The organism is Pseudomonas sp. 13B_3.2_Bac1 (genome assembly GCF_025466205.1).
Taxonomy (GTDB): Bacteria; Pseudomonadota; Gammaproteobacteria; order Pseudomonadales; family Pseudomonadaceae; genus Aquipseudomonas; species Aquipseudomonas fluorescens_H.
On record NZ_JANLOG010000065.1, the window covers coordinates 52846 to 78804 of the forward strand.

Sequence of the window (25959 nt, forward strand, 5' to 3'; positions counted from 1 at the left end):
AGCGGATCATGGATCTCTACACCTATTACCGCTCGACCTCGTCATACCGGGTGCGCATCGCTCTGGCGCTGAAAGGGCTCGACTACACCGCGTTGCCGGTCAACCTGATCGCGCCGTCGGGGGGCGAGCATCGGCAGGCGGCGTATCTGGCGATCAATCCGCAGGGCCGGGTGCCGGCCTTGCGCACCGATGAAGGCGAGTTGCTGATTCAGTCGCCGGCGATCATCGAGTACCTGGAAGAACGTTATCCACAGTTGCCACTGCTGCCCGAAGACCTTGCCGCCCGTGCCCATGTGCGCGGCGTGGCGGCGGTGATCGGCTGCGATGTGCATCCGCTGCATAACGTCAGCGTGCTCAATCGCCTGCGCCAGTTGGGCCACGAAGAGCCGCAGGTGGTGGAGTGGATCGCGCACTGGATCAGTCAGGGGCTGGCGACCGTCGAGCAATTGATCGGTGACAGCGGTTTCTGTTTCGGCGAGTGGCCGTGTGTGGCGGATGTTTATCTGATTCCGCAGTTGTATGCGGCCGAGCGGTTCGGCGTGAGTCTTGAGGCTTATCCGCGGATTCGGCGGGTGGCGGCGTTGGCGGCTGAGCATCCGGCGTTCATCAAGGCGCATCCGGCCAACCAGCCCGATACCCCGTAAGACCCTGTGGGAGCGGGCTTGCTCGCGAAAGCGGAGTGTCAGCTACGGGGATGTTGACTGACACACCGCTTTCGCGAGCAAGCCCGCTCCCACCTGTAGTCCGTGTTGCACCTAAAAAATCATAAAAACAAAACAGGTACCTTGCGATGCACAACCAGATTGCCAGCTTCCGCGCGGCACTCGACGCCCGTCCTGTGTCCCGCTATCAGTGGTTGCTCTTGATCCTGCTCGCCTTGTTGCTGGTCACCGACGGTTACGACGCCCAAGTGCTCGGTTACGTGGTGCCGGCCCTGGCCCAGGACTGGGGGCTGGAAAAAGCCGCGTTCGGGCCTGTTTTCAGCGCCAACCTGTTGGGCCTCACGCTCGGTTCGCTGGCCGTGACACCACTGGCCGACCGCTTCGGTGTGCGGCGAATCCTGCTCGCCTGCGTGTTGATCTACGCCAGCCTCACGGTGCTGATGGTGTTCGCCGATTCGCTGAATACCCTGATGATCGCGCGCTTCATCTGCGGCATCGGCATGGGCGGGGCGATGCCCAGTGCCATGGCCTTGATGTCGGAATATTCGCCGCCGCGTCTGCGCACATTGATGGTGACGCTGGCCGCTTGTGGGTTTTCGTTCGGCGGTGCGGCGGGTGGTTTTGTCGCCGCAGGCTTCATCGACCGCTTTGGCTGGCAAGCGGTGTTCCTCGCCGGTGGCGTCACGCCGCTGCTGCTGTTCCCGTTCCTGTGGTGGATGCTGCCCGAATCGCTGCCGCGTCTGCTGCGCGACCCTGCGCCCTATGCGCGGCTGCGCAAAGTCACCGCGCGGATGCTGCCGGACTGGCAACCGCCGGACGCTTCGGTCGAACAGAACGAGCGCGAGCAGGGCAGCAAACTGACGGTGGTCGAGTTGTTCCGCAACGGTTATGCGCGACCGACCCTGCTGATCTGGGCGACGTTTTTTGTCAGCCTGATTCTGCTGTATTTCATGATCAGCTGGCTGCCGACGCTGTTGCTGGAAAGCGGCCTGAAACTCAATGAAGCCAACCTGGTGACCTCGATGTTCCTGTTCGCCGGCACCTTGGGCGCGGTGTGCATGGCCTGGTTTGCCGACCGTTTGAAACGCAAGGTGCGCTTGCTCTGCGCGGTGTTGGCCGGGGCGGCGTTGTGCACGATTCTGTTGGGTTTGAACCACGACAATCCACGCTATCTGGTGGCCTGCGTGTTTGCCGCCGGGTTCTGCATCATCGGTGGGCAACTGACGCTGAACGCCTTCGCCAGCAACTTCTACCCGGCGCATGTACGCGCCACGGGCACTGGCTGGGCGTTGGGGGTAGGGCGCTTCGGTTCGATCCTCGGGCCGTTGTTCGGCAGCATGCTGCTGGCGATGCACATTCCGGTGACGCAGATTTTCTTCTTCTGCGCGATTCCGGCGGTCATCGCGGCACTGCTGATCATCCAGGTGCGCTCACCCTCGGACGCCACACAACCCCCTGTGGGAGCGGGCTTGCTCGCGAAGAACGATAACGCGGCCTGACAGAAAAAACGGCGGCGCCTGTATCGCGGGCACGCCACGCTCCCACAAGCGATCTGTGTGATGCAAATGAAATGGATCACCCCAAACCCTGTGGGAGCGGGCTTGCTCGCGAAGAACGATAACGCGGTCTGACAGAAAAATCGGCGGCGCCTGCTTCGCGAGCAGGCTCACTTCTACAAAAAGCGTTTAGTGCACGACGGAGTTGGGGGGCAGGTGCCCAAGCCGTTCAGTCAGGCGCAGGCGCTGGACCGGATCGTCACTGAGCAGCAGCGCATGCTCCAGATCGAAGCGCTCGGCGTTCGGGCAGTCGAGGCGTTGGTACAGGCTGGCGCGGGCCAGATAATCGGCAGCGCTGGCGGTGCCCAGTTCCAGTACGCGTTCGGCGTCGATCAATGCGGCGATGTAATCCTCATGGGCCAGATGCAACTGACGCAGATTGCGTGACAGGCGCTGGAGCATTTGCTGCGGGGTGGCGGTGGCGAGATGATCGGCTTTGAGTTTGAGGTGCGCGCCGTACTGACGCTGCAACAACTCGCGACAATCGTTGGGATACAGACGCCGGCCACCACACGGGTCGAGCAGGTGATCGGCACCGGGCACCCGCAGCAGGAAATGCCCGGGGAAGTTGACCCCGACCAGCGGGATCTCCAGACCGCGCGCCAGTTCCAGAGCAATCAAGGACAGGGTCAGTGGCTGGCCGCGACGGGTCTGCAACACTTTGTGCAACAACGCGACCTGCGGGCGTAGCGGCAGAAAATCGTCCTGGGCGAACCCCAGGTCATTCATCCGCCGCAGCAATGGCTGCGCCAGTTCGCTGACCGGCAGCATCGGCAAGCCGTAGCTGACGCGCTGCTGCAGCTCCTTGAAGTCTTGCTGCAGCGCTTCGACATCGAGGCCTTTTTCGTGCTCGGCAGCCATCCACAGCGCCGCGTCGAACAGCGCGGGCGGTGAACGGTGCAGACACTCGAAAAAACGTTGGCGCGGGCTCATTGCAATCTCCGGGGAATGCCTCGTTTTAGCCCCGTCCGCGCCATTCGTCCAGTACCGGTCAGGTTATGCCGCAAAGTCACCGTTGCCGCTGGCGCTTATTCCGGTGCGCTTCAGCAATTTTTGGGCGCAAGCCTATACTGGCGTCTACCAGAAGTGATTCGGGAGCCTGCCGATGTTCGCTCTCATGCAAAGCACTCGCCTGGAATCGCTGCACCTCAGCGTTGACCCGGTCACCGGGTTGAAGGCGGTCATTGCCATTCATAACAGTCGCCTCGGCCCTGCCTTGGGCGGATGCCGTTATCTTGCCTATCCCAACGACGAATCCGCGGTCGAGGACGCCATTCGCCTGGCGCAGGGCATGAGCTACAAGGCGGCACTGGCCGGGCTCGATCAGGGCGGCGGAGTAGCGGTGATCGTGCGCCCGGCGCATGTGGAAAACCGCGCTGCGCTGTTCGAAGCGTTTGGCCGTTGCATCGATCAGCTCGACGGTCGCTACATCACCGCCATCGACAGCGGCACCTCAGTGGCGGACATGGATTGCATCGCCCAGCAGACGCAGCATGTCACCAGCACCACCTCGGCCGGCGACCCGGCACCGCATGCGGCGATGGGTGTGTTCACCGGAATTCGCGCTACCGCCATGGCGCGGCTGGGCAGCGACAACCTCGAAGGTTTGCGCGTGGCGATTCAAGGTCTGGGCAACGTCGGTTATGCACTGGCCGAGCAGCTGCATGCGGCAGGGGCCGAGTTGCTGGTCAGCGACATCGATCACGGCAAGGTGCAACTGGCGATGGAGCAACTCAACGCGCATCCGATCGCCAACGACGCGTTGCTCAGCACACCCTGCGACATCCTTGCGCCGTGCGGGCTCGGTGGCGTGCTCAACAGCCATACGGTGACGCAACTTCGCTGCTCGGCGGTGGCTGGCTCGGCCAACAATCAACTGACGCATCTGGACGTGGCCGATCAACTGGAGCGGCGCGGGATTCTCTATGCACCGGATTACGTGATCAACGCGGGCGGGTTGATTTATGTCTCGCTCAAGCATCGCGGCGAAGAGTTGGGGACGATTACTGCGCACCTGTCGAAGATCAGTTCGCGGCTGACCGAAGTATTCGCCCATGCGCAGGCCGAGAAACGTTCGCCGGCGCGGGTAGCGGATGAGTTGGCAGAGAAAGTCTTGTATCGCTGAAAAGCAAAAGATCGCAGCCTGCGCCAGCCCCTACAGGAAACGTATTCCAATGCAGGAGCTGGCGCAGGCTGCGATCTTTTCGATTCAAACGCTGTTACTTGGCAGCTTTCGCCGCTTTAACCGGCTTCACTGGAGCCTCTTCCGGCTCGGCTACTTCGGCCACTTCGGCTTTTTCGACGACTTCTGCCGGTGCATTGATCAGCTCCGACAGCGCATCAGGCTGGCTCTTGAACGCCTTGGCAAATACATCGCGGTTCTTCGCCATGTAGATCCCGACTTCTTCAACCTGCTGCTCGTTCAGCGACGGAACGGCTTTTTGCAACACTTCGGACAGCATCTCGGCCAGTTCGAGCATTTTGTCATGACGGTCAGCTTCGGCTTTATCCATGAACAAGCGCTCCAGATCTCGGCTGCTGCGGTATACCACTTCGACGGCCATTCACCACCTCACATGCCTTCACATTTAGTTGTCTTAGCGACTACTGTATTTATATACAGCGAAAGGATAAGCGAATCCCTGCGCTTTGGGTAGTGGCTTTTCAATGTAGACCGGATTCGGGATTTGTCAGCGGGATCGCAGTGCGGCCATTCGCGAGCAGGCTCGCTGCGACAATTGCTCGGGTCTGCGACCAAACGCCACGGCGCGGGTTTGGTGCTGGCTCGCCATGATGGCGTGGCCTCTTTTCTGCATGTAACTCAAGACGTGCAGAAAACCGTCACGTCCAACACGCATCATCCGCCCGAGTCGGGCTAAGGAACATCATCGTGAAAATAAACTGGGCCGAGAAACTGCGGCAAAACGTGCATCAACTGGCCGAGTCCCTGGGCAACCTGTTCGTCGAGACCTTCCACTATCTGGCGCTGTTTGCCATTGGTGCGGTGACCGCGTGGGCGGCGGTGATGGAATTTCTCGGCATGCTCGAAGAAGGCCACATCAAGATCGATGACATTCTGTTGCTGTTCATCTATCTGGAATTGGGGGCGATGGTCGGGATTTATTTCAAGACCAACCACATGCCGGTGCGCTTCCTGATCTACGTGGCGATCACTGCGCTGACGCGTCTGCTGATCTCCAACGTCTCGCACCACAACCCGCCGGACATGGGCATCATCTACCTGTGCGGCGGCATTCTGCTGCTGGCGTTCTCGATCCTGGTGGTGCGTTACGCCTCGTCGCAATTTCCGTCGGTGAAAATCGAGAAACCGCAACGCAAGCTCGGCGCCGGTTCCGGTGAGCACCCCGAGATCGAGAAGGGCGAGCTTTAAAGTCCCAGCGACGGCCGAGGCTGGCCGGTGCTCTGCTGCGGTGGCGGGGGCAGCCCGCCGCCGCTGGTCATCGCTTCAAGGATCGCCATGGCGCTGTGGCCCTGTTCGATGGCGATGCCGAACTGAATGCTTTGCACCAGCCGTTTGAGCCTTACCGGATCGTTGCGCTGTTCGGCGCTGATCATCCGTTTGGCGACGATCCGGCCGTTGTTGGACAGGGTCAGCATGATGCTGCCGTCCAGTCCCTGAATGCTCAGGTTGATCTGATAGTCCGGCGCGAAGGCATCGGTAATGATCTGAAAAGGGTTGTCCATGATGCGTCACCGCCTGATTGAACGTGCAGTTGTTGACCGGCCGTGATCGGGTTGGTTCGCCATACCGGACCATCGGCCATTCCGTGGCCTGTGGTGTTGCGTTTTGTAGGAGCTGCCGAAGGCTGCGATCTTTTGATCTGCGCTGTTTTGACTTCGGTCATGAAGATCAAAAGATCGCAGCCTCGTTGCACTCGACAGCTCCTACACAGCTCCTGCACAGGTCATAGCAAGGGCTGTGCCGGGAAAATTGTTGGACAATGGATACGGCACAAAAAAGGCGAGCACACGGCTCGCCTTTGTCATTTGTGGCCCGTTTCAGGGCAGAACCGAATAGATGATCGCCGACAGTGCAATCAGGCCGATCAGCACCACGAACACGTTGGACGCCTGACCCGAATACTGGCGCAAGGCTGGCACGCGGCGGATAGCGTACATCGGCATCAGGAACAACAGGCAGGCAATCACCGGTCCGCCGAGGGTTTCGATCATGCCCAGAATGCTCGGGTTGAAGGTCGCAACGGCCCAGCAACTGAGGATCATGAACAGCGCGGTCGCACGGTTCAGCCAGCTCGCCGACATCACCTTGCCACGACCGCGCAGGCTCTTGACGATCATGCCCTGAAAGCCTTCGCTGGCGCCGATGTAGTGGCCGAGGAAGGATTTGGTGATCGCCACCAGCGCGATCAGCGGCGCGGCGTAAGCGATGACCGGGGTCTGGAAGTGGTTGGCCAGGTACGACAGGATCGAAATGTTCTGCGCTTTCGCGGCCGCCAGATCCGCCGGCGACAGCGCCAGCACGCAGCTGAAGCAGAAGAACATCACCGTTACCACCATCATCCCGTGGGCCATGGCGAGGATGCCGCTGCTCTTGCGTTCGGCCTCGGCGCCGTAGCGTTGCTTCTGGTCAACCGCGAACGCAGAGATGATTGGCGAGTGGTTGAACGAGAACACCATCACCGGGATCGCCAGCCACATCGTCTTGAGGAACGTCGACAGCGGCATCGCCTCCTTGGCACTGGCGAAGAACGCACCGTTCCAATTCGGGATCAGGCTGAGGCCGAGCAACAGCAGCGCGGCGACGAACGGATAGACCAGCACGCTCATGGCTTTGACGATCACGTTCTGCCCGCAACGGACGATGGCCATCAGGCCGAGGATCAGCGCCAGCGACAGGATCGCCCGGGGTGGCGGGGCGATGTGCAATTGGTGTTCGAGAAAACTGCTCAGGGTGTTGGTCAGCGCCACGCTGTACACCAGCAGAATCGGGAAGATCGCGAAAAAGTACAGCAGGGTGATCAGCTTGCCGGCACCGCTGCCGAAGTGTTCTTCGACGACTTCGGTGATGTCGCCCGAACGCCCGGACAGCACGAAGCGGGTCAGGCCGCGGTGGGCGAAGAAAGTCATCGGGAACGCCAGCAGCGCCAGAATCAGCAACGGCCAGAAACCGCCGACACCGGCATTGATCGGCAGGAACAAGGTGCCGGCACCAATGGCGGTGCCGTACAGACCGAGCATCCAGGTGGTGTCGGATTTGCTCCAGCCCTTGTGGGCAATTTCGGTGTTGCGTGTGCGATCTACAGCGGGATTTTCGGCAGCAGGTGTACGTACATCGGTCATCGTTTTTGCCTCGTTATTATTTTTGCTCGGGCTCACGGTTGGCAGGCCGCGGGTGTCGGCCTGCCGGGGCGGTCAGGGAATGCGCGTCAGCATTCCACCCAGCTCACGGCCAGGCCGCCCCGTGAAGTCTCTTTGTATTTGTCGTGCATGTCGGCGCCGGTATCACGCATGGTGCGGATCACCCGGTCGAGAGAAATGAAGTGTTTGCCGTCGCCGCGCAGGGCCATTTGCGTGGCGTTGATCGCCTTCACGGCGGCGATGGCGTTGCGCTCGATGCACGGCACCTGCACCAGGCCGCCGACCGGGTCGCAGGTCAGGCCGAGGTTGTGTTCCAGGCCGATTTCGGCGGCGTTTTCCAGTTGCTCCGGGGTCGCGCCGAGCACTTCAGCGAGGCCTGCCGCGGCCATGGCGCAGGCTGAACCGACCTCGCCCTGGCAGCCGACTTCGGCGCCGGAGATCGAGGCATTTTTCTTACACAGAATGCCGACGGCGGCGGCGCCCATGAAGAACGCGACGATGTCATCGTCAGACGCGTCCGGATTGAATTTCATGTAGTAGTGCAGCACCGCCGGAATGATCCCGGCCGCGCCATTGGTCGGCGCGGTCACCATGCGCCCGCCGGCAGCGTTCTCTTCGTTGACGGCGAGGGCGAACAGGTTGACCCACTCCATCGCCGACAGCGTCGAACTGATGACATTCGGCTTGCCGATTTCCAGCAGGCTGCGGTGCAATTTCGCGGCGCGGCGCGGCACGTTCAGCCCACCGGGCAGAATGCCTTCGTGACGCAGGCCTTGCTCGACACACTCGCGCATCACCGACCAGATGTGCAGCAAACCGTTACGGATTTCAGCGTCGCTGCGCCAGGCCCGTTCGTTGGCCATCATCAGTTCCGACACGCGCAAGTTGTGCTGCTTGCACAGGCTCAGCAGTTCGGCAGCGCTGGAAAAATCGTACGGCAGCACCACGTCGCCGGCCGGTGCCTCACCGGACTCGGCTTCCGCCGCTTCGATGATGAAACCGCCGCCAATCGAGTAGTACGTCTGCGTGAACAGCTCGGCGCTTTCGCCGAAGGCTGTCAGCGACATGGCGTTGGGGTGGTAGGGCAGGCTTTCGTCCAGCAGCAGGAGATCACGCTGCCAGTTGAAGGAAATTTCTCTGTGACCGGCCAGAGACAGCAGACCAGTTTCGCGCAGTTGCTGGATGCGTGGGTCGATGGTCGCCGGATCGATGCTGTCCGGCCATTCGCCCATCAGGCCCATGACCGTGGCGCGGTCGGTGGCGTGGCCGACACCGGTGGCCGACAGCGAACCGTACAAGCGGATTTCCACACGACGCACATCGTTGAGCAACCGTTGGTCGATCAGCGCCTGGGCGAAGGTTGCGGCGGCGCGCATCGGGCCGACAGTGTGGGAGCTGGACGGGCCGATGCCGACTTTGAATAGATCGAAAACACTGATAGCCATGCTAAACCCTTACAAGCAATGGAGTAGGAATCGCTGCCATTTTTTGTAGGACAAGCGCAATGTCGGCGATACTGCCTACCTCGGTCCTACGTGACCAACGAAACTTCCTAAGAAAGCCTTTAGCAGGACTAAACGATGAGTCGTCAATTGCATGCCCAGACCTACGTCTGGCTGCAGGTGTTTTCCTGTGCCGCGCGGCACTTGTCCTTCACCCGTTGCGCGGAAGAGCTGCACATCACCCCGGGGGCGGTCAGTCAGCAGATTCGCCAATTGGAAGAGCGTCTGGGTTTTCGCCTGTTCCACCGACGAGCGCGGGGTGTGGAGTTGAGTGCGGAAGGCCAGCGACTGGCCATCACGGTCAACGAGGCCTATGGCAGCATCGATGCTGAATTGCGTCGTCTGGATGCCGGGATGATCAGCGGGATTCTGCGGGTGCGTTCGATTCCATCGTTCCTCAGCAAATGGCTGACCCCGCGTTTGCCGCGTCTGCAACAGCGCTATCCGGACATCCAGTTGCGCCTGGTGGCCGAGGACAGCAGCGTGCCGTTGCATGAGGGCGATTTTGATCTGGCGATTGACCTGAATGACGGCAGCTATCCGGGGCTGTTATCCACAGCCTTGCTCGACGAACAGATTTTCCCGGTGTGCGCGCCGAGCCTGTTGCGTGGACGTCCGCCGCTGCATGGGCCGGTGGATCTGGTGCATTTTCCGTTGTTGCACGACATCACCGCGTGGCGTGGCAGTTATGAATATGCGGAATGGGAGTTCTATCTGAATGCGATTGGCTTCGAGGGCGCCGACGTGCGGCGTGGGCACACGTTCAATCGCAATCACCTTACGATCGAAGCGGCGATCGCCGGTATGGGTGTGGCAATTGCCCGGCGCACGCTGCTCAACGATGAGCTGGAGCGCGGGACGCTGATTGTGCCGTTCGGCCTGTCGGTGCCCAACCACAAACGCTACGTGCTGCTGTATGCGCCGGGGGCGTTGAGCCATCCGGGCGTGCGCGCGGTGCATGACTGGCTGGTGGAGGAGGCGGGGATTTTTCGCAGCTTGCACCCGTTGAATGACGGGCAATTGTGACCAAATCTTGCGGGGTAGCGAGGCAACCCAACTCCCGACCTTACCAGTGACTTGCCCGGTTGTCCGGCTTTTTTTGCGAATGAATATTTATCTTTTTTCAGGGGTTGAAATGTTCGCCGGTCGGGCCGATTGTTGTAACCAAGAGGTCAGGAAATTCAATTCGAGGCCTCTCGCGAGCTAGCTGAAATAAGGGATGAACTATGCAAATCCAAGTCAACAGCGATAACCATATTCAAAGCAGTAAACGACTGGAGGAGTGGGTACGTACAACTATTGAGAGCACGCTCGACCGTTATGAAGAAGACCTGACCCGTGTCGAAGTCCACCTGAGCGACGAGAACGGCGACAAACCAGGTCCTCATGACATGCGTTGCCAACTGGAAGCGCGGCCAAAAGGCCATCAACCGATTTCCGTCACCCATAAAGCCGATTCGCTGGAACAGGCGATCGATGGTGCAGCCGAAAAACTGGAACACGCGCTGGAGCACCTGTTTGGCAAACTGCGGGGCAAACCACGCGCCGCCATCGTGCCATTCAGCAAGGCGAATGACGCACTGCTGGAAGAAGAGTTTCTGGAGAACGAACAGGCAGCGATCAACAGTTGATGCGCTGATTTTTCAAGCCACCCCATGAGAACGGGCCTGCGCAAGCAGGCCCGTTTTTGTTTGTGCTGCTGAACAGTGTGGCGAGGGAGCTTGCTCCCGCTGGGCTGCGAAGCGGCCCCAAAACCTGCAAAGGCGTTCAACAGCCAGACCGCATTAGCAGGATTTACGGCTGCTTCGCAGCCGAGCGGGAGCAAGCTCCCTCGCCACAGTTTTTTTAGAAAGCTACAGAGGTCTGCACATACACCGTACGTGGTTCACCCACGTACTTGCCCTTGTTGTTGTCATCGAACGAACGGGTGAAGTACTGGGTGTTGAAGATGTTCTTCACCCCCACCGCCACGTTCAGATCCGACAGCTGCGGGCCGAAGTCGTAACCGGCGCGGCTGCTGAACAGCATGTAGCCGGGGATCTTGCCGGTGCTGCCGTCGGCGCTTTCTTTCGAGGTGTTGGCGTTGTCGGCGAACTGGTTGCTCTGGAAGCTGCTGTCGACGTTGAGCTTCCACGGCCCCTCGGTGTAAGCGACGCCAATCGTGCCTTTGTGTTTCGAGGAGAACGGCACGCGATTGCCCTTGTTCGGTCCGTCTTCGCGGATGGTCGCGTCAACATAGGCGTAAGTGGCATACACATCGAAACCGGCCAGTGCCGGGCTCAAGTCATCCAGCGCGTAGTTGACGCTGGTCTCGATGCCCTGATGACGGGTCTCGCCACGGGCGATCACCGAGTCGTTGGTCTGGTTGCTTTCGTACTGGTTGTCGAAGTTGATCAGGAACGCACCGATCTCCGCTCGCAGTGCGCCGTTGTCATAACGGGTGCCGAGTTCCCAGGTGCGCGCCTTCTCCGGTTTCACTTCGCCGCTGCTCACGCGGTTGGGCATCTGACTGTACTGCACGCTGCCGAACGAACCTTCGGTATTGGCGTACAGATTCCAGCTGTCGCTCAGGTGATACAGCACGTTCAGTGCCGGCAGCGCGGTGTTGTAGTCGCCCTTGTATTTGACGTCGGTCAGGTTGTTGGTCTGCTGCGACTCGATCATCTCGTAGCGCACGCCCGGGGTGATGGTCCATTTGCCGATGTCGATGCGATCGTCGACGAAGAACGCATTGGCTTCGGTGCCGCCGCGGGTATCGCGGTCGTTGCGGCTGTCGGTGGTCGGGTATTGGTTGCTGCTGATCGGCGTGCGATAGCGCAATTCGTGGCCGGCCTCGTTGATGTAGCGGTAGCCGACGCCGACCTCGTGGCTGGTCGGGCCGAGGTCGAAGCCTTGGGCGAAACGGGTTTCGAAACCGCGCACCCAATACTCGCGCGGCGACAGCGAGAGGAATGTGCCCTGATCCAGATAACCGCTGCGAAGCGTCTTGGTGAAGAAGGTGTTGGCGGTGAATTCGCGGCGATCTTCCTGATAGCGATAGCCGAAGTTGAACATCGTCCGACGGCCCCAGAACTGATCTTTCAGGCGTGTCGACTGATACGGATCGGCGTCGTAATCGGCAACGCTGAGGCCGCCGGGCATATCGGCCTTGCCTTCGTAATACTGGGCCATGGCGTTGAAGCTGTTGGCCTCGTCGAGCTGGTATTTGCCCTTGAGGATCAGGTCGTCGATTTCGCTGTCGCTGTGTTCACGCCAGTCGCCGCCACGGGTGCCGGAGTACAGCAGCGCACCGCCCAAGCCATTTTCGTTGGTGCCGCCGGCCAGCAGGTTGGCGCTGGTCTTGAAGCCGTCATGGCTCGACGACGGACTGGTTTCCGTCTGGAAACCACCCTTGACCGTCGGCGCGTCGGGAATGGCGCGGGTCACGAAGTTGACCACGCCACCGACGTTCTGCGGGCCGTAACGCACGGCGCCGCCGCCACGCACCACGTCCACGGCATCCATGTTGCCCATGCTGATCGGCGCGAACGACAACTGCGGTTGGCCGTAGGGTGCGAACGGTACGGGAATGCCGTCCATCAGTACGGTCGAGCGCGCGGCCAGGCGCGGATTGAGGCCGCGAATACCGAAGTTCAGCGCCATGTCGTGGCTGCCGGTGCCGTTGTTTTCCGGAGCGTTGACCCCGGGGATGCGGTTGAGCACATCGCGCGCCTGAGTCGCGCCCTGCCGTTCAAAATCTTCGCGGCGGATCACATCGCGGGCACCCGGGTGTTCGAACACGTTGACCTGCGCCGCATCACCGAGCCAGTCACCGACGACTTTCGAGGTGTCCAGCTCCAGCGCCGTGTCGCCGACCGGTTGCAGGCTGAAGGCATTGTTGCCCTCGGCGCGGGCTTGCAGGCCGGTGCCTTCGAGCAGCGCATCGAGACCTTGTTCGGCGCTGTAGCTGCCTTCGAGGCCACGGCTTTGCACGCCGCTGGTGATTTGTGAGCCAAAGGAAATCAGCACGCCGGCTTCACGACCAAACTGGTTGAGGGCGTTTTCCAGCGACGCCGGGGCGATGTGGTAAACCTTGGTTTCGGCAGCTATGACCGGCAGGGCGCTGAAGCTCAGGCTGGCGCCCAGTACGAGGTTGCGCAGACTGCGGGCCAGCGGCGTGAGGCGAGTGGGGTGCATGAAGGTTGATCCTGAGAAGGTTGAATCAAGGGGGCTTTCCTTCTCTGTCACGCCAGATCTGAAAAACGGCTCATTTATTTTTCGAGAGTAAAAGATCGCAGCCTGCGGCAGCTCCTACATTGACTCGGTGTACATCCTGTAGGAGCTGCCGCAGGCTGCGATCTTTTGATTTTGCTTCTAAGCCCGCGCCTCGACGCTCACCCAATAGCGGGTAAAGCGCCGCACTTTCACCGGCAGACTGATTTGCAGCAGATCAAGAATCCGTTCGCTGTCGTCCAGTGGATAAGTCCCCGATATCAGCAAGTCGGCCACTTTCGCAGCGCAATGCAACTGCCCGCGACGGTAGCGTCCGAGCTCTTCAAGGAAGTCACCCAGGCGCATGTGCGCGGCGATCAGCATGCCGTCGGCCCAGGCGCCGCTGTTGGCGTCCAACGGTTTGGCTTCGCTGATCGAGGTGGCACTGAAACTCAGTTGTCGGGCGATCGGCAGTTGCATCGGCGCGCGTCCGTTGGCGGTCAGTTCGACCGTGCCTTCGAACAGCGCGACCTGTGTGCGATCAGCAAATTGTCGAACGTTGATACGGGCCGCACTGGTTTTCAACACACCTTGCGCCGTGCGTACTGCGAACGCTTGCGCGGTGCTGAGCAGGATCTCGCCTTCGAGCAAACGGATCAGTCGTTGCGCGCCATCCACGTCCGCCGCACTGGCTGTGTTGAGCTGCAACTGGCTGTCTGCGCCCAGCGCAATTTTGCGGCGTAGGCCCACCGGGCTGCGGTAATCGGCGAGCAGCGTCGGCAGCGGATTGTGCTCGCGCATGCCCCAGGTGACGGCGGAACCGGCACCCAGAAGCAGCAGCAACTTGAGGGTCTGGCGTCGACTGGAAGACTTCGGCCCGTTCAATGCGGCATGCGCCAATGGCGAAGCCACACCGCGCAAGCGCTGGTTGACCCGCTGCATGTGCTCCCACGCCCGACGGTGTTCGCTGTGGGCGTCCAGCCAGTGTTGCCAGGCCTGTTGCTGACGCGGGGAGAGCGTGCCTTGCTGCATTTCCATCAGCCAGTACACGGCCTGTTTGGCCACTTGCGCAGAGAAATCCGGCACGCGGTTCACAGGGCGAAGTAGCAGCGCAGGGCGGCTTTTTGCAGATGACGTTTGACGGTGGCCACCGAGATGCCCAGCTCGGCGGCAATCTGCGGATAGGTCAGGCCATCGACCTGCGCCAGCAAAAACGCGCGTTTGACCGGTCGTGGCAAACCATCGAGCAATTGGTCCAGTTCGATCAGGGTTTGCAGGATGATCGCTTTGTCTTCTTCCGATGGCGCAACCATTTCCGGCATCTGCGCCAGGGTGTCGAGGTAGGCGCGTTCCAGATCCTGACGACGGTAATGATTGAACAGCACGCGTTTGGCGAGGGTGGTGAGAAAGGCGCGCGGTTCGATGATCACCGCGGGTTCGCGGGCGCTGAGCACGCGAATGAACGTGTCTTGCGCCAGATCCGCTGCGCTGTCCGGGCAGCCGAGTTTGCGCCGCAACCAGCCGGTGAGCCAGCTGTGGTGGTCTTGGTAGAGCGATTCGACGGGATGGGCGGACGGCAACGGTATTACTCCGGGCGCATGATCGATGCGTTAGAGAACAAGAACTGTTCGCATTGTAGGGGCGGGCGAGGGTGTCCGGCAATCAGATGCTTTTGCGTATGAGAATATTTATCATTAATATTGTTCGCCTGTTGGTCCGGTCTCGTCGGTCGGACGTTTTTTTCGTTTCAGGGTCGAAACATGAAAGGCAAACTCGCCTCACTTCCCATGTCCTATCGTCTGGCCGTCACCTCGCGGGTGCTGGCGGCGGTGTTCGGCGGCTATCTGGTCGCGGCGCTGGCCAGCGTGGCCCTGACGATGTGGTTACCGTTGAGCCGCGCCGAAGCTGTAGTGACTGGCATGACCATTTCCTTTCTGGTCTATCTGGTTGCGGTGCTGTGGTGTTTCGCTTGCCGCACGGCATGGTCGGCGTGGGTCGGATTGCTGGTGCCGAGCGTGATTCTGGCGACGGTGTCCGGGGCCGCACGTGGTTTGGGCTACGCATGAAAGAGGGCTTTCGCCAGTCGATGGCCTGGCTGCACACCTGGGCCGGACTGGTGTTCGGCTGGCTGCTGTTCGCGATTTTCCTGACCGGGACACTGGCCTATTTCAAGGACGAAACCACGCACTGGATGCAGCCGGAAATCCCTTTGCGCCCGCTCAATGCCGAAGCGAGCCTGACGCTGGCGCAAAACTATCTGCAACAACGGGCGCCGAATGCTTCACGCTGGCGGATCGGCCTGCCCAGCGCCCGCGAACCCGGCCTTTCCGTCAGTTGGCAAGACACTCCGGCCAGCCCTGGCAAGCGCGGCAAGTTCACTGAAAAGACGCTCGACGCGCAAACCGGAGCCGAAGTAGAACCCCGGGAAAGCATGGGCGGCGAATTCTTCTACCGTTTCCATTTCCAGCTGCAAATGCCCTATCCGTGGGGCCGCTGGCTGGCGACCAGCGCGGCGATGGTGATGTTCATCGCGTTGATCACCGGCATCATCACCCACAAGAAAATTTTCAAGGATTTCTTCACCTTTCGCCCGCGCAAAGGCCAGCGCACCTGGCTCGACGGCCACAACGCCGTGGGTGTGCTGGTTTTGCCGTTCCACCTGATGATCACCTACAGCAGCCTGGTGATTTTCATGGCGATGGTTATGCCGGCGAGCATTCTGGCGACTTACGGCAACAACCTCGGTGCGTTCTACGATGAAGTATTTCCTGAAACGCCGCTGCCGGAGCGCGCCGGCCAGCCAGCGACTTTGCCGCCGCTGGCTGCGCTAATGACGCGCGCCAGTGAGCACTGGGACGGCGGCCACGCGACACGGGTGACGGTCACTAACCCCGGCGATGCCAGTGCCTCTGTGCAGTTTTCCCGTGCCAGTTCCGACAAGATCACCTACGAGTACGGTAGCGATGTGACCTTCAATGGCGTGACCGGGCAGTTGCTCGGCGCCACAGCGGACAAGCCGCTGCCGATGGCGATTGCCGGGAGTTTTTACGGTTTGCACATCGGCCGTTTCGCCGGCCCGGTACTGCGCTGGCTGTACTTCCTCTGCGGCCTGGCCGGTACGGCAATGATCGGCACCGGGCTGGTGATCTGGCTCGGCAAGCGTCAGCTCAAACACGCAAAAAGTGGCTTGATGCCGTTCGAGTTACGGCTGGTCGAAGTGCTGAACATTGCCAGCATGGCGGGACTGGTCAACGCGGTGGCGGTGTTCTTCTGGAGCAATCGTCTGTTGCCGCCGAGTCTCGATGGGCGGGCCGATTGGGAGGTGAACGCCTTCTTCATCGCCTGGGGCTTGAGCGTGATGCACGCACTGCTCAGGCCTGGACGCAAGGCTTGGGTCGAACAACTGGCACTGGCAGCGCTGCTGTTCGTCACGGTGCCGTTGCTCAATGCGTTGACCACTTCGCATCACCTCGGCGTCACGCTGGCACAAGGTGACTGGGCGCTGGCCGGTTTCGACCTGACCTGTCTCGGCGCCGGTCTGTTTCTGACGTGGGCCGCCTGGAAGATGCAGCGCGCCGGGCATAGTGTGCGAGTGAAAAAAACGCCCCGCGAAAGGGCTCGGCCAATCACGCTCGAGCAGGGGACGAACTGATGCTGCTGGCGTTGCTGCTGTGCTATGCCGGATTCACCGCGTTGTGCCTGTCGATGCCACGGCATCACGACGAACTGCTGGGGCGCAAACCTTCAGTCCGGCGTGGTCGGGGGCTGAAACTCTTCGGTTGGCTCATGCTGGGCCTGTCACTCTGGGCCACCGTGGCTGCCAACGGTTGGGGCTTGGGTCTGGTCGACTGGTTCGCGGTGCTGATGTGCAGTGCGCTGGCGTTGGTACTGCTGATGCCATATCGACCGAAACTGGCCTTGGTGCTGGCCGCTTTGAGTCTGCTGGCAAGCCCGGTCGCTGCCTGGGCGCAGTGCTGACATGCTGATCGGTCATCCTCCGGAATCCCGCGACGACGAGCCGCACGGCGCGCGTGCGCATTTTCTTCAGGTGTTCCTGTCGCAGCGCTCGCAGATGGAAGCGCTGGTGAACCGGCGCGTCGGCTGCCGGGCCACGGCGGCAGATCTGGTGCAGGATCTGTTCCTGCGTTTCTGGCGTCGGCCACTGGTGCAGGTCGAAGAGCTCAGTACCTATCTTTTGCGTTGCGCCGGCAACATCGCCATCGATCATTTGCGCAGCGAAGGTACGCGGGTGCGGGTCAATGAGGGCTGGCAACCGGACGCGCCGGACAGCCACGGCAGTGAACCGCAAGCTGCGCTCGAAGCAGACAATGATCTGCGCCATGTCGAAGCGGCGTTGCGCGCCTTGCCCGAACGCACCCGGCAGATCTTTTTGCTCAATCGCATCCACGGTCGCAAGTACGCGGACATCGCCAAGGCCATGGGCTTGTCCCAAAGCGCGGTGGAAAAACATATGATGCGCGCCCTCGAGGCCTGTAAGGCCAGCCTGCGCGAACCCGCGCCACGTCTGCCAGGGAAAGCACCGTGAATCACACCGACCGCATCGTCCCGACGCCGGCTCAGGAACAGGCCGCACTCGCCTGGCTGAGTCTTCTGCATGACCGCCCGAGCAGCGGCGATCAACTGACCTTCAGCCAGTGGCTGCGCGCCGACCCGGCCCACGCCGAGGCTTACGCGCAGGCGCAAGTGCTGTGGGAGCTAAGCGAAAGTCCGGCGCGCACCCTCGCCGATGAAGATGCGTTTGCGTTGCAGGGTTACCTCAATGCGATGGATCGCCCGCGTCGCTCAGCGCTTGTGCGCTGGTCGGGCGCGCTGGCGATGGCCGCGTGTCTGATGCTGATGATCAGTCTCGGCACGGGCTGGCAACCGCAGCGCTGGGTCGATGATCTGGGCGCCGATTACGTTTCGGCGCCGGGCGAGATCCGCACCGTGACGCTGGCCGATCAATCGCAAGTCACGTTGGATGCCGACAGCGCCATCGCGGTGGATTTCAGCCAGGGCGAACGGCATGTGCAACTGCGTCGCGGTGCCGGGTTTTTCAGTGTCACGCATACCGGCGAGCCGTTCGTGGTCGAGGCCGAGAAAGGTCAGGCGCGGGTACTCGGCACGCAGTTCGAAGTGCGTCTGCAACCCGGTGGGGCGCAAGTCACGGTGCTGTCCGGGCGCGTTGGCGTGACGGCGGATCGCGATGCGCCGCAGCAGATTCTGACGGCCGGCCAGCAAGTGGCCTACGGGCAGGGCACTGCGGAAAAACTGCACGCGGTGGACAGCGAGGCGCAACTGGCCTGGCGTCAGGGCTGGCTGAATTACTACAAGGCGTCACTGGCCGATGTGGTGCAGGATTTGCGGCGCTATTACCCGGGGCGGATCGTTGTACTCAACGATGAGCTGGCGGCGCGCAAGGTCAGCGGCAGTTTTCCGAGCAGGGATCCGCAGGCTGTGTTGAGTTCGCTGCAAGGGGTGATGGGGTTTGAGCAGCATCAGGTGTTGGGGCATCTGATTATTTTGCGCTAGGTCTACTGGCCTCTTCGCGAGCAAGCCCGCTCCCACAGGGGAATGCATTCCAGATGTGGGAGCGGGCTTGCTCGCGAAGGCGTCAGAACTACCGACGCTGCTCCCGAAAAATATTTTCAAAATTGTGGTGAGGTAAACCACAGGCCCATCCGTGTAGTGACTGAAACTGCGAGTCATTCGCATCCGTTGCGGTTCTACACAGGTCATTGAGCAATGAAGTCCAGGGCAAAATCGGGTTCGGTCAAACAGTGGTTGGGTGTTTCGGCATTGAGTTTTTGCGCATTGGCGCTGCTGCCGATGAGCGTGGCGCTCGCCGCTGAAACCGTCAGCAGCCCGGCGCAAAAGCAGTTCAGTTTTTCCCTGAGCGCCAAACCGCTGCCCCAGGCCCTGAGCGACTTCAGCCGTATCACCGGGCAAAGCGTGGTCTACACCGATGAAGCGCCGTACGGCCTCAACGCCCCGGCGGTCAGCGGCCAGATGAGTGCCGAACAGGCGCTGCAACGCTTGCTCAGTGGCTCCGGCATGACCTTCCGCCGCACCGACAGCCACACCTTCGCGCTCGAGCCGCAACCCACCGCGGGCGCCCTCAATCTCGGCGCCACCACCATCACCTCGATGCGCGACGACTCGATGAGCTACCAGCCGCCGCAAACCAGTTCGGTGATGCGCTCCTCGGCTTCGCTGCAGGAAATCCCGCAGACCGTCAACGTGATCCCGGCTCAGGTCATTCGCGATCAGACCCCGCGCAATCTCGACGATGCGCTGGCCAATATCAGCGGCATTACCCAGGCCAATACATTGGGCAGCACTCAGGATTCGGTGATGATTCGCGGCTTTGGAGACAACCGCAACGGCTCGATCATGCGCGACGGCATGCCGATCGTGCAGGGTCGCGGGATGAACGAGACCGTTGATCGTGTCGAAGTGCTCAAGGGCCCGGCCTCACTGCTGTACGGGATTCAGGACCCGGGCGGCGTGGTCAATCTGGTCAGCAAGAAGCCGGAACTGACCCAATACAACGCTTTGACCCTGCGCGGCTCGACCTACGGCGACGGCAAGAATGGCAGCGGCGGCAGCTTCGACAGCACCGGTGCGCTGGGCGATTCCGGCCTCGCTTATCGCCTGGTGCTGGATCACGAAGACGAAGATTACTGGCGCAACTTCGGCACCCATCGGGAGACGTTGATCGCGCCATCGCTGGCCTGGTATGGCGAGCGTACCAAGTTGCTGTTCTCCTACGAACACCGCGAGTTTCTCACGCCGTTCGACCGTGGCACGCTGATCGATCCGCGCACCAACCATCCGCTGGACATCTCGCGCAACGAGCGTCTGGACGAGCCGTTCAACGACATGGAAGGTCGTTCCGACCTGTACCACTTCGAGGCCGACCACGAACTCAACGACGACTGGAAAGCCCACTTCGGCTACAGCTGGAACCGCGAAACCTACGACGCCAGCCAGGTGCGCGTGACCGCCATCGACACCAAAAAAGGCACGCTGACCCGCAGCATGGACGGCACGCAAGGCGCGATCAGCACCGACCGCTTCGCCACCGCCAGCCTCGAAGGCAAGGTCAACCTGCTGGGCATGCAACATGACCTGGTGTTCGGCGTCGACGACGAGTACCGCAAGATCTACCGCGCCGACCTGATCCGCCAGAAAAGCCTGAGCACCTTCAGCTACGTCAACCCGGTTTATGGTCGCGAAGTCGAAGGCACCACGGTCAGCCCGGCGGACAGTGCGCAGACCGATCTGCTGCGCAGCGATTCGGTGTTCCTGCAGGACTCGATCCACCTCAATGACCAGTGGATTCTGGTCGCGGGTGGGCGCTTCCAGGAGTACGACCAGTACGCCGGCAAAGGCGTGCCGTTCAAGGCCAACACCGACAGCAATGGGCAGAAATTCGTACCGCGCGCCGGTCTGGTGTATCGCTACACCGACGAGTTGTCGTTCTACGGCAGCTACACCGAATCGTTCAAACCCAACTCGACCATTGCCCCGCTCAGCGGCAGCAGCACCGTGCTCGACGGCAGCATCGCGCCGGAGGAAGCCAAGTCATGGGAGCTGGGTGCGCGTCTGGATATGCCGGGACGTTTGACCGGTAATATCGCGCTGTTCGACATCAAGAAACGCAACGTGCTGGTCTCCAACTCTGAAGGCCCAACCACTATTTACAGCGCGGCGGGCGAGGTGCGTTCCCGTGGTCTGGAACTGGACCTGACCGGCCAGCTGACCGACCGTTGGAGCGTGATCGGCGCCTATGCCTACACCGATGCCGAGGTCACCGAAGACCCGGACTACAAAGGCAATCGTCTGCAAAACGTGGCGAAGAACAGCGGCTCGTTGTCGGCGGTGTATGACTTCGGCAGCGTGATCGGTGGCGATCAACTGCGGGTCGGCGCCGGGGCGCGGTATGTCGGCGAACGGGCGGGCAACGCGGTGAATGATTTCGACCTGCCGAGCTACACCGTGGCCGATGCATTCGCCACTTACGACACCAAGCTTGAAGGGCAGAAGGTCAAGTTTCAGCTCAACGTGAAGAACCTGTTCGACCGCACCTACTACACCTCGGCGGCGAGCCGGTTCTTTGTGTCGATGGGCGATTCGCGGCAGATTTCGTTGTCGAGCACGTTGGAATTCTGATCCGCAACCGCGTCATCGTTCTTCGCGAGCAAGCCCGCTCCCACAGGTTCCCCGGTCGGACATAAACGTCTTGAACGGCCGCAGACCTTGTGGGAGCGGGCTTGCTCGCGAAGAGGCCCGAACAGGCAATAAAAATCCCGCCTCTAACGCAAAAACGCCTGCCGATATTCCCCCGGCGTCCCACCCAATACCTGCCGAAACCGGTTGGTGAAATGACTGGCACTGGCAAACCCGCACGCCAGCGCAATCTCCCCCAACGGCAACGCCGTGCCGCGCAACAACTCCCGCGCCCGGCTCAAGCGTCGCGCCAGCACGTACTGATGCGGCGGCAAGCCAAAGCTCACGCGAAACATTCGGGCAAAGTGGTATTCCGACAGCGCACACAATCCGGCCAGTTGCCCGAGGCTGATCGGCTCGGCCAACTGATTGTCGATGAACTCGACCAACTGCCGACGCTGATGCGGCGCCAGTCCACCCTTGAGGCGCAACCCCTGACGGGCGCCGACCTGGCTGAGCAAGGTATGGCTGATCAATTCATGGGCAATGCTGCTGGTCAGCACGCGCTCGGCAGGCTCTTCCCAATTCAGCGTCAGTAACTGGCGAAAACGTCGCGCCTGCTGCGGATCTTCCAGAAAGGTCTGCTCGCGCAGTTGCATCTCCCGCGGCTCGCGATCAAGCAGCGTGACGCAACCGAGGGCAAATTGTTCGGCGCTGAAATACAGGTGAGCGAGGCGGATATCACCGTTGATCACCCAGCCGGATTCGTGATCCGCCGGCAGGATGCACAGCTTGTCCGGCCCACCCTTGTGTCCCGGTTGCCCGCGACGAAAAGTGCCGGTGCCGCCGGCGATGTAGCAGGACAGGGTGTGATGGCTCGGCGCTTCGTATTCCTGGGCGTCGTGGTGGTTGGTCCACAGGGCCGCAGACAAGCCGTCACCGAGCTCGGCGCTGTGCACAAGGCGCGCATTCGGCGAGCGGTTGAGGGCTTGAAAGACTTGCAGGGTATCGATAGCGGCCATGTTCGGTTCTCTCCAACGCCTTGCATCCTACTCCGTAGACGTCGCGCTGCCAGCCTGTCGAGCGACAAAAGCGCAAGAATCTGCAAGCGCCCCGACCCTTGCTGCCGCACCCTGAATCGCTGTTAAACGTAAAACCTGTGGCGAGGGAGCTTGCTCCCGCCGAGTGCGCAGCACTCATGAAACGGGGCCGCTTCGCAGCCCAGCGCGAGCAAGCTCGCTCGCCACAGAGTGTCCCGTGTCCTCAGGAGTCTCGTCATGAACCTTTCGCTGTATCTGCTGACCGTGCTGATCTGGGGCACCACCTGGATTGCCCTGAAATGGCAACTCGGTGTGGTGGCGATTCCGGTGTCGATCGTCTATCGCTTTGGCCTCGCTGCGTTGGTGCTGTTCGTATTGCTGCTGCTCAGTCGGCGACTGCAACCGATGAATCGGCGCGGCCATCTGATCTGCGTGGCGCAGGGTTTGTGCCTGTTTTGCGTCAACTTCATGTGCTTCCTGACGGCCAGCCAGTGGATTCCCAGCGGACTGGTCGCGGTGGTGTTTTCCACGGCCACTTTGTGGAACGCGCTCAATGCACGGGTATTCTTCGGTCAGCGCATCGCCCGTAACGTGCTGATGGGCGGGGCGCTCGGCCTGTTCGGTCTGGGAATGCTGTTCTGGCCGGAACTGGCCGGCCATCACGCCAGCCCTGAAACGTTGCTCGGGCTTGGTCTGGCGCTGTGCGGCACCCTGTGTTTTTCGGCGGGCAACATGCTCTCGAGCCTGCAGCAGAAGGCCGGTCTGAAACCGTTGACCACCAATGCCTGGGGCATGGCCTACGGCGCGGCGATGTTGTCGGTGTGGTGCCTGGTGAAAGGGATTCCGTTCGACATGGACTGGTCGCCGCGTTACGTCGGGGCGTTACTGTATCTGGTGATCCCGGGTTCGGTGATTGGCTTCACCGCCTACCTGACGCTGGTCGGGCGCATGGGCCCGGAGCGCGCAGCCTATTGCACGGTACTGTTCCCGGTGGTGGCGTTGAACGTCTCGGCGTTTGCCGAAGGGTATCAATGGACTGCGCCGGCGCTGGTCGGACTGGTGTTGGTCATGCTCGGGAACATTCTGGTGTTCCGCAGACCTCGTGCAATACAGGTGCCGGCTCAGGGAAAGTTGGCCTGATGGGGAATTGAGTCGGGCGCTGTTTCAGCGCTCGACTCTTATGACGATATAAATCAGCAGCGGAAATAGGACGTCGACAATGTGTCGTGCCCAGTCCTTGGCGTTCCAGGTTTGTGAAGTATCCATGTCAAACCATTCAACGCCGATTACTTGCAGGCACAAGTAGTAGATAAACAGCGCGATCAATAAACCGATGATTGAAAACCGCTTTGCTTCGTGAAATTTTTCTTTCGAAGCATTTATGTTTTTCAACAGATGATAAGTGCCTAACAGGCAAAACGCGGTGTAGGTCACTTCCAGCGTGATAATGAGCCAGTAGATCCGGTGGTGAAGCATGGGGGAAGTGATCGCGCGATAGCGGATGCTGAGGTTGTGTTGGGTAGTGTCCATGCTCAGAACATGCCCGACATACTCATAGTTTGAAGCATAGTCAGTGAAGTTGCTGTACATCACCAGCAAGCCAAAAAAACTGATATAGCCCATCAGTATGACTTTGCTGAAGCGGATGATTTTATCCGTGGTCAGAGTGTTCAAGTGAGTGTTCTCCATGATATTTATCGAGAAGTCGACAAGTCAGGAGAGTTTATAGCGGGTGTTTTTATTTCGGTGCAGGGTTGAATTTCAAAACATGTGCGGGGAGAAACTTGTCGGGCAAGTATCTTTTGATACTTGCCCGATGTTTTTTAACCGCGCCAGACCTGTGGGTTCACCAGATCCTGTGGACGCTCGCCGAGCAAAGCGCTGCGCAAGTTGGCCATTGCGCGATTGGCCATGGCTTCGCGGGTTTCATTCGTAGCGGAGCCGATGTGCGGCAATGTCACTGCGTTTTTCAGCTGAAACAGCGGCGATTCGGCCAGCGGTTCTTTCTCGTAGACGTCCAGACCGGCGCCGCGGATGCGGTTGTTTTGCAGGGCTTCGATCAATGCCGGCTCGTCGACCACCGGGCCACGGGAGATGTTGACCAGAATCGCACCCGGTTTCATCAGCGCCAGTTCGCGGTGGCTGATCAGGTGGCGGGTCTTGTCGCTGAGCGGTACTACCAGGCAGACGAAGTCGGCTTCGGCCAGCAGTTGGTCGAGGCTGCGAAACTGTGCGCCGAGTTGCTGTTCCAGCTCAGTCTTGCGACTGTTGCCGCTGTAGAGGATCGGCATGTTGAAGCCCAGGCGTCCGCGGCGGGCGACGGCGGCGCCGATGTTGCCCATGCCGACGATGCCCAGGGTCTTGCCGTGCACGTCGCAGCCGAACAGCGGGGCGCCGACACTGGCCTGCCACTGGCCAGCCTTGGTCCAGGCGTCGAGTTCGGCGACGCGGCGGGCGCTGCTCATGATCAGGGCGAAGGCGAGGTCGGCGGTGCTTTCGGTGAGCACGTCCGGGGTGTTGGTGAGCATGATTCCGCGTTCATTGAAGTAGGCGAGGTCGTAGTTGTCGTAGCCGACCGACACGCTTGAGACCACTTCCAGTTTTGTCGCGGTTTCGAGTTGGGCCTTGCCGAGTTTGCGGCCGACGCCGATCAGGCCGTGGGCGTGGGGGAGGGCTTCGTTGAATTGGGCGTTGATGTCGCCGTTCTTGGGGTTGGGGACGATGACGTCGAACTCTTGCTGGAGCCGTTCGATCATGGGTGGGGTGATGCGGCTGAAGGCCAGGACTGTTTTTTTCATCGGGCTTGGGCTCGGCTGTCTTGATTGCCAAGCACGCTAACATTTCTGTTTTGGGTTGTCTTGGCGGCCTTTGGGCCGACCATGCTCTTGGGGGTTGGGTGTTTATCCGTTGCTTTGGGGGTTGCTGCTGGCGGTTTCGCCCTTACGGCGAGTCACTTTGGCAAACGCCCCAAAGTAACCAAAAGTCTGGGCCCCGGCGTTCGGCCCTCGCTTAGGCTCGGGTTCCTTCGTTGCGGGGTTCATCCGGGGGCATCGCCTCCGGTTTGCTTCGCTGCACCTCCTCTCGATGCATTTGGCTGCGCCAAACGGTCGCTGCGCTCCCACCCCCGGATAAACCCCTCCACTCAGCCTGCCGATGGGGCCGGCACGGCAAGATCAAGAGCCGCAGCCGAGCTTGCGCTCATCCTGTTGAGTGGTGAAAAGCATGCGGTCTGTCTGGACTGCTTTGCTTTTCTGTGGGAGCTGGCTTGCTAGCGATGGCGGCCTACGAGCCGACCAATCCCCAACTGACCACACCCAATCCAACTGTGGGAACTGGCCTGTCATCCGATCACTCTCCACCTGACCACACCCATTCCAACTGTAGGAGTGAGCCTGCTCGCGATGACGGCCTGACAGCTGACCACTCTCCAACTGACCACACCCAATCCAACTGTGGGAGCGGGGGGGGGGGGGGGGGGCGGGGGGGGGGGGGGGCC

General features: G+C 60.9%; 23 protein-coding genes and 1 pseudogene. 13 read left to right on the forward strand and 11 right to left on the reverse strand.

Going from position 1 to position 25959, the window contains the following annotated elements; all coding sequences use genetic code 11:
• Positions 1-8 precede the first annotated feature (8 nt).
• A complete protein-coding gene (maiA, locus tag NTD85_RS10085; protein ID WP_103521449.1) occupies positions 9-644 on the forward strand; it encodes a maleylacetoacetate isomerase in 636 nt (211 codons plus the stop codon).
• 146 nt (positions 645-790) lie between these two features.
• Entirely contained in the window at positions 791-2161 is a 1371-nt protein-coding gene (locus NTD85_RS10090; RefSeq protein ID WP_262142053.1) for an MFS transporter, read from the forward strand.
• A gap of 186 nt (positions 2162-2347) precedes the next feature.
• Here NTD85_RS10090 and NTD85_RS10095 read toward each other — a convergent pair whose 3' ends face one another.
• The gene (locus NTD85_RS10095) at positions 2348-3151 is read right to left on the reverse strand and encodes a SirB1 family protein (RefSeq protein ID WP_103485822.1); all 804 of its coding nucleotides are present in this window, start codon (positions 3149-3151) and stop codon (positions 2348-2350) included.
• Between the two features lie 172 nt (positions 3152-3323).
• Between NTD85_RS10095 and NTD85_RS10100 the strand changes: the two genes are divergently transcribed.
• Entirely contained in the window at positions 3324-4343 is a 1020-nt protein-coding gene (locus NTD85_RS10100; protein WP_103485823.1) for a Glu/Leu/Phe/Val dehydrogenase family protein, read from the forward strand.
• 184 nt (positions 4344-4527) lie between these two features.
• Here NTD85_RS10100 and NTD85_RS10105 read toward each other — a convergent pair.
• Positions 4528-4782 (reverse strand): annotated as a pseudogene (locus tag NTD85_RS10105) (YebG family protein); the annotation flags it as partial.
• A gap of 326 nt (positions 4783-5108) precedes the next feature.
• Between NTD85_RS10105 and NTD85_RS10110 the strand changes: the two are divergent.
• Positions 5109-5609, forward strand: coding sequence for a phosphate-starvation-inducible protein PsiE (locus tag NTD85_RS10110; protein ID WP_003221775.1), 501 nt, complete (start codon positions 5109-5111; stop codon positions 5607-5609).
• Here NTD85_RS10110 and NTD85_RS10115 read toward each other — a convergent pair.
• From NTD85_RS10115 to NTD85_RS10125, 3 genes are all read right to left on the reverse strand, one after another.
• Positions 5606-5923, reverse strand: coding sequence for a DUF3509 domain-containing protein (locus NTD85_RS10115; RefSeq protein WP_262142054.1), 318 nt, complete (start codon positions 5921-5923; stop codon positions 5606-5608). The two genes, NTD85_RS10110 and NTD85_RS10115, sit on opposite strands and share 4 nt — an antisense overlap.
• 315 nt (positions 5924-6238) lie before the next feature.
• Positions 6239-7540, reverse strand: a complete 1302-nt coding sequence (locus NTD85_RS10120; RefSeq protein WP_262142055.1) for an HAAAP family serine/threonine permease — start codon at positions 7538-7540, stop codon at positions 6239-6241.
• A gap of 86 nt (positions 7541-7626) precedes the next feature.
• Positions 7627-9003: an L-serine ammonia-lyase gene (locus NTD85_RS10125; RefSeq protein WP_262142056.1), complete on the reverse strand. Its 1377-nt coding sequence runs from the start codon at positions 9001-9003 to the stop codon at positions 7627-7629.
• A 135-nt stretch (positions 9004-9138) separates the two neighbouring features.
• On the opposite strand from NTD85_RS10125, the gene NTD85_RS10130 reads away from it, so the two are divergent.
• Positions 9139-10086: a LysR substrate-binding domain-containing protein gene (locus NTD85_RS10130; RefSeq protein ID WP_103369604.1), complete on the forward strand. Its 948-nt coding sequence runs from the start codon at positions 9139-9141 to the stop codon at positions 10084-10086.
• Positions 10087-10286: 200 nt separating this feature from the next.
• Complete coding sequence (locus NTD85_RS10135; RefSeq protein ID WP_003221782.1) at positions 10287-10691, forward strand: HPF/RaiA family ribosome-associated protein; 405 nt, start codon at positions 10287-10289, stop codon at positions 10689-10691.
• A gap of 214 nt (positions 10692-10905) precedes the next feature.
• Here the strand turns inward: NTD85_RS10135 and fecA are convergent, their stop codons facing one another.
• From fecA to NTD85_RS10150, 3 genes are all read right to left on the reverse strand, one after another.
• The gene (fecA, locus tag NTD85_RS10140; RefSeq protein WP_262142057.1) at positions 10906-13236 is read right to left on the reverse strand and encodes a TonB-dependent Fe(3+) dicitrate receptor FecA; all 2331 of its coding nucleotides are present in this window, start codon (positions 13234-13236) and stop codon (positions 10906-10908) included.
• Positions 13237-13413: 177 nt separating this feature from the next.
• Positions 13414-14346, reverse strand: a complete 933-nt coding sequence (locus NTD85_RS10145; RefSeq protein WP_262142058.1) for a DUF4880 domain-containing protein — start codon at positions 14344-14346, stop codon at positions 13414-13416.
• On the reverse strand, positions 14343-14831 hold the full coding sequence (locus NTD85_RS10150; protein ID WP_262142059.1) for a sigma-70 family RNA polymerase sigma factor: 489 nt from the start codon (positions 14829-14831) through the stop codon (positions 14343-14345). The genes NTD85_RS10145 and NTD85_RS10150 overlap by 4 nt, the downstream gene beginning before the upstream one ends.
• A 180-nt stretch (positions 14832-15011) precedes the next feature.
• On the opposite strand from NTD85_RS10150, the gene NTD85_RS10155 reads away from it, so the two are divergent.
• The 6 genes from NTD85_RS10155 (at position 15012) to NTD85_RS10180 (ending at position 21426) form a co-directional block, all read left to right on the forward strand.
• The gene (locus NTD85_RS10155; RefSeq protein ID WP_007967542.1) at positions 15012-15317 is read left to right on the forward strand and encodes a DUF3649 domain-containing protein; all 306 of its coding nucleotides are present in this window, start codon (positions 15012-15014) and stop codon (positions 15315-15317) included.
• Positions 15314-16903, forward strand: coding sequence for a PepSY-associated TM helix domain-containing protein (locus NTD85_RS10160; RefSeq protein WP_262142060.1), 1590 nt, complete (start codon positions 15314-15316; stop codon positions 16901-16903). Before NTD85_RS10155 ends, NTD85_RS10160 begins: the two co-directional genes overlap by 4 nt.
• Positions 16903-17229 (forward strand): DUF3325 domain-containing protein, encoded by a 327-nt coding sequence (locus tag NTD85_RS10165; protein WP_262142061.1) that lies wholly within the window; start codon positions 16903-16905, stop codon positions 17227-17229. The genes NTD85_RS10160 and NTD85_RS10165 overlap by 1 nt, the downstream gene beginning before the upstream one ends.
• A 1-nt stretch (position 17230) precedes the next feature.
• A complete protein-coding gene (locus NTD85_RS10170) occupies positions 17231-17797 on the forward strand; it encodes an RNA polymerase sigma factor (RefSeq protein ID WP_262142062.1) in 567 nt (188 codons plus the stop codon).
• Positions 17794-18783, forward strand: coding sequence for a FecR family protein (locus NTD85_RS10175; protein WP_262142063.1), 990 nt, complete (start codon positions 17794-17796; stop codon positions 18781-18783). Before NTD85_RS10170 ends, NTD85_RS10175 begins: the two co-directional genes overlap by 4 nt.
• A gap of 213 nt (positions 18784-18996) precedes the next feature.
• Positions 18997-21426 carry a TonB-dependent siderophore receptor gene (locus NTD85_RS10180; protein ID WP_262142064.1) on the forward strand — a complete coding sequence of 810 codons (2430 nt, stop codon included), beginning with the start codon at positions 18997-18999 and terminating at the stop codon, positions 21424-21426.
• A gap of 143 nt (positions 21427-21569) precedes the next feature.
• Here the strand turns inward: NTD85_RS10180 and NTD85_RS10185 are convergent, their stop codons facing one another.
• Positions 21570-22445: a helix-turn-helix domain-containing protein gene (locus tag NTD85_RS10185; protein ID WP_003221805.1), complete on the reverse strand. Its 876-nt coding sequence runs from the start codon at positions 22443-22445 to the stop codon at positions 21570-21572.
• 255 nt (positions 22446-22700) lie between these two features.
• Between NTD85_RS10185 and NTD85_RS10190 the strand changes: the two genes are divergently transcribed.
• Positions 22701-23603: a DMT family transporter gene (locus NTD85_RS10190; protein WP_103485833.1), complete on the forward strand. Its 903-nt coding sequence runs from the start codon at positions 22701-22703 to the stop codon at positions 23601-23603.
• A 24-nt stretch (positions 23604-23627) separates the two neighbouring features.
• Here the strand turns inward: NTD85_RS10190 and NTD85_RS10195 are convergent, their stop codons facing one another.
• Together NTD85_RS10195 and NTD85_RS10200 are read right to left on the reverse strand one after the other, a co-directional pair.
• The gene (locus NTD85_RS10195) at positions 23628-24137 is read right to left on the reverse strand and encodes a DUF2165 family protein (protein WP_262142065.1); all 510 of its coding nucleotides are present in this window, start codon (positions 24135-24137) and stop codon (positions 23628-23630) included.
• A 149-nt stretch (positions 24138-24286) separates the two neighbouring features.
• Positions 24287-25261: a 2-hydroxyacid dehydrogenase gene (locus NTD85_RS10200; protein ID WP_103522369.1), complete on the reverse strand. Its 975-nt coding sequence runs from the start codon at positions 25259-25261 to the stop codon at positions 24287-24289.
• Positions 25262-25959 lie beyond the last annotated feature (698 nt).

What these genes read in the sequence shown, in the direction of transcription:
- maiA (WP_103521449.1), top strand. Translation starts at nt 9, where the DNA reads ATGGATCTCTACACCTATTACCGCTCGACCTCGTCATACCGGGTGCGC.
- NTD85_RS10090 (WP_262142053.1), top strand. Translation starts at nt 791, where the DNA reads ATGCACAACCAGATTGCCAGCTTCCGCGCGGCACTCGACGCCCGTCCT.
- NTD85_RS10095 (WP_103485822.1), bottom strand. Translation starts at nt 3,151, where the DNA reads ATGAGCCCGCGCCAACGTTTTTTCGAGTGTCTGCACCGTTCACCGCCC.
- NTD85_RS10100 (WP_103485823.1), top strand. Translation starts at nt 3,324, where the DNA reads ATGTTCGCTCTCATGCAAAGCACTCGCCTGGAATCGCTGCACCTCAGC.
- NTD85_RS10115 (WP_262142054.1), bottom strand. Translation starts at nt 5,923, where the DNA reads ATGGACAACCCTTTTCAGATCATTACCGATGCCTTCGCGCCGGACTAT.
- NTD85_RS10120 (WP_262142055.1), bottom strand. Translation starts at nt 7,540, where the DNA reads ATGACCGATGTACGTACACCTGCTGCCGAAAATCCCGCTGTAGATCGC.
- NTD85_RS10125 (WP_262142056.1), bottom strand. Translation starts at nt 9,003, where the DNA reads ATGGCTATCAGTGTTTTCGATCTATTCAAAGTCGGCATCGGCCCGTCC.
- NTD85_RS10130 (WP_103369604.1), top strand. Translation starts at nt 9,139, where the DNA reads ATGAGTCGTCAATTGCATGCCCAGACCTACGTCTGGCTGCAGGTGTTT.
- NTD85_RS10135 (WP_003221782.1), top strand. Translation starts at nt 10,287, where the DNA reads ATGCAAATCCAAGTCAACAGCGATAACCATATTCAAAGCAGTAAACGA.
- fecA (WP_262142057.1), bottom strand. Translation starts at nt 13,236, where the DNA reads ATGCACCCCACTCGCCTCACGCCGCTGGCCCGCAGTCTGCGCAACCTC.
- NTD85_RS10155 (WP_007967542.1), top strand. Translation starts at nt 15,012, where the DNA reads ATGAAAGGCAAACTCGCCTCACTTCCCATGTCCTATCGTCTGGCCGTC.
- NTD85_RS10160 (WP_262142060.1), top strand. Translation starts at nt 15,314, where the DNA reads ATGAAAGAGGGCTTTCGCCAGTCGATGGCCTGGCTGCACACCTGGGCC.
- NTD85_RS10165 (WP_262142061.1), top strand. Translation starts at nt 16,903, where the DNA reads ATGCTGCTGGCGTTGCTGCTGTGCTATGCCGGATTCACCGCGTTGTGC.
- NTD85_RS10170 (WP_262142062.1), top strand. Translation starts at nt 17,231, where the DNA reads ATGCTGATCGGTCATCCTCCGGAATCCCGCGACGACGAGCCGCACGGC.
- NTD85_RS10180 (WP_262142064.1), top strand. Translation starts at nt 18,997, where the DNA reads ATGAAGTCCAGGGCAAAATCGGGTTCGGTCAAACAGTGGTTGGGTGTT.
- NTD85_RS10185 (WP_003221805.1), bottom strand. Translation starts at nt 22,445, where the DNA reads ATGGCCGCTATCGATACCCTGCAAGTCTTTCAAGCCCTCAACCGCTCG.
- NTD85_RS10190 (WP_103485833.1), top strand. Translation starts at nt 22,701, where the DNA reads ATGAACCTTTCGCTGTATCTGCTGACCGTGCTGATCTGGGGCACCACC.
- NTD85_RS10200 (WP_103522369.1), bottom strand. Translation starts at nt 25,261, where the DNA reads ATGAAAAAAACAGTCCTGGCCTTCAGCCGCATCACCCCACCCATGATC.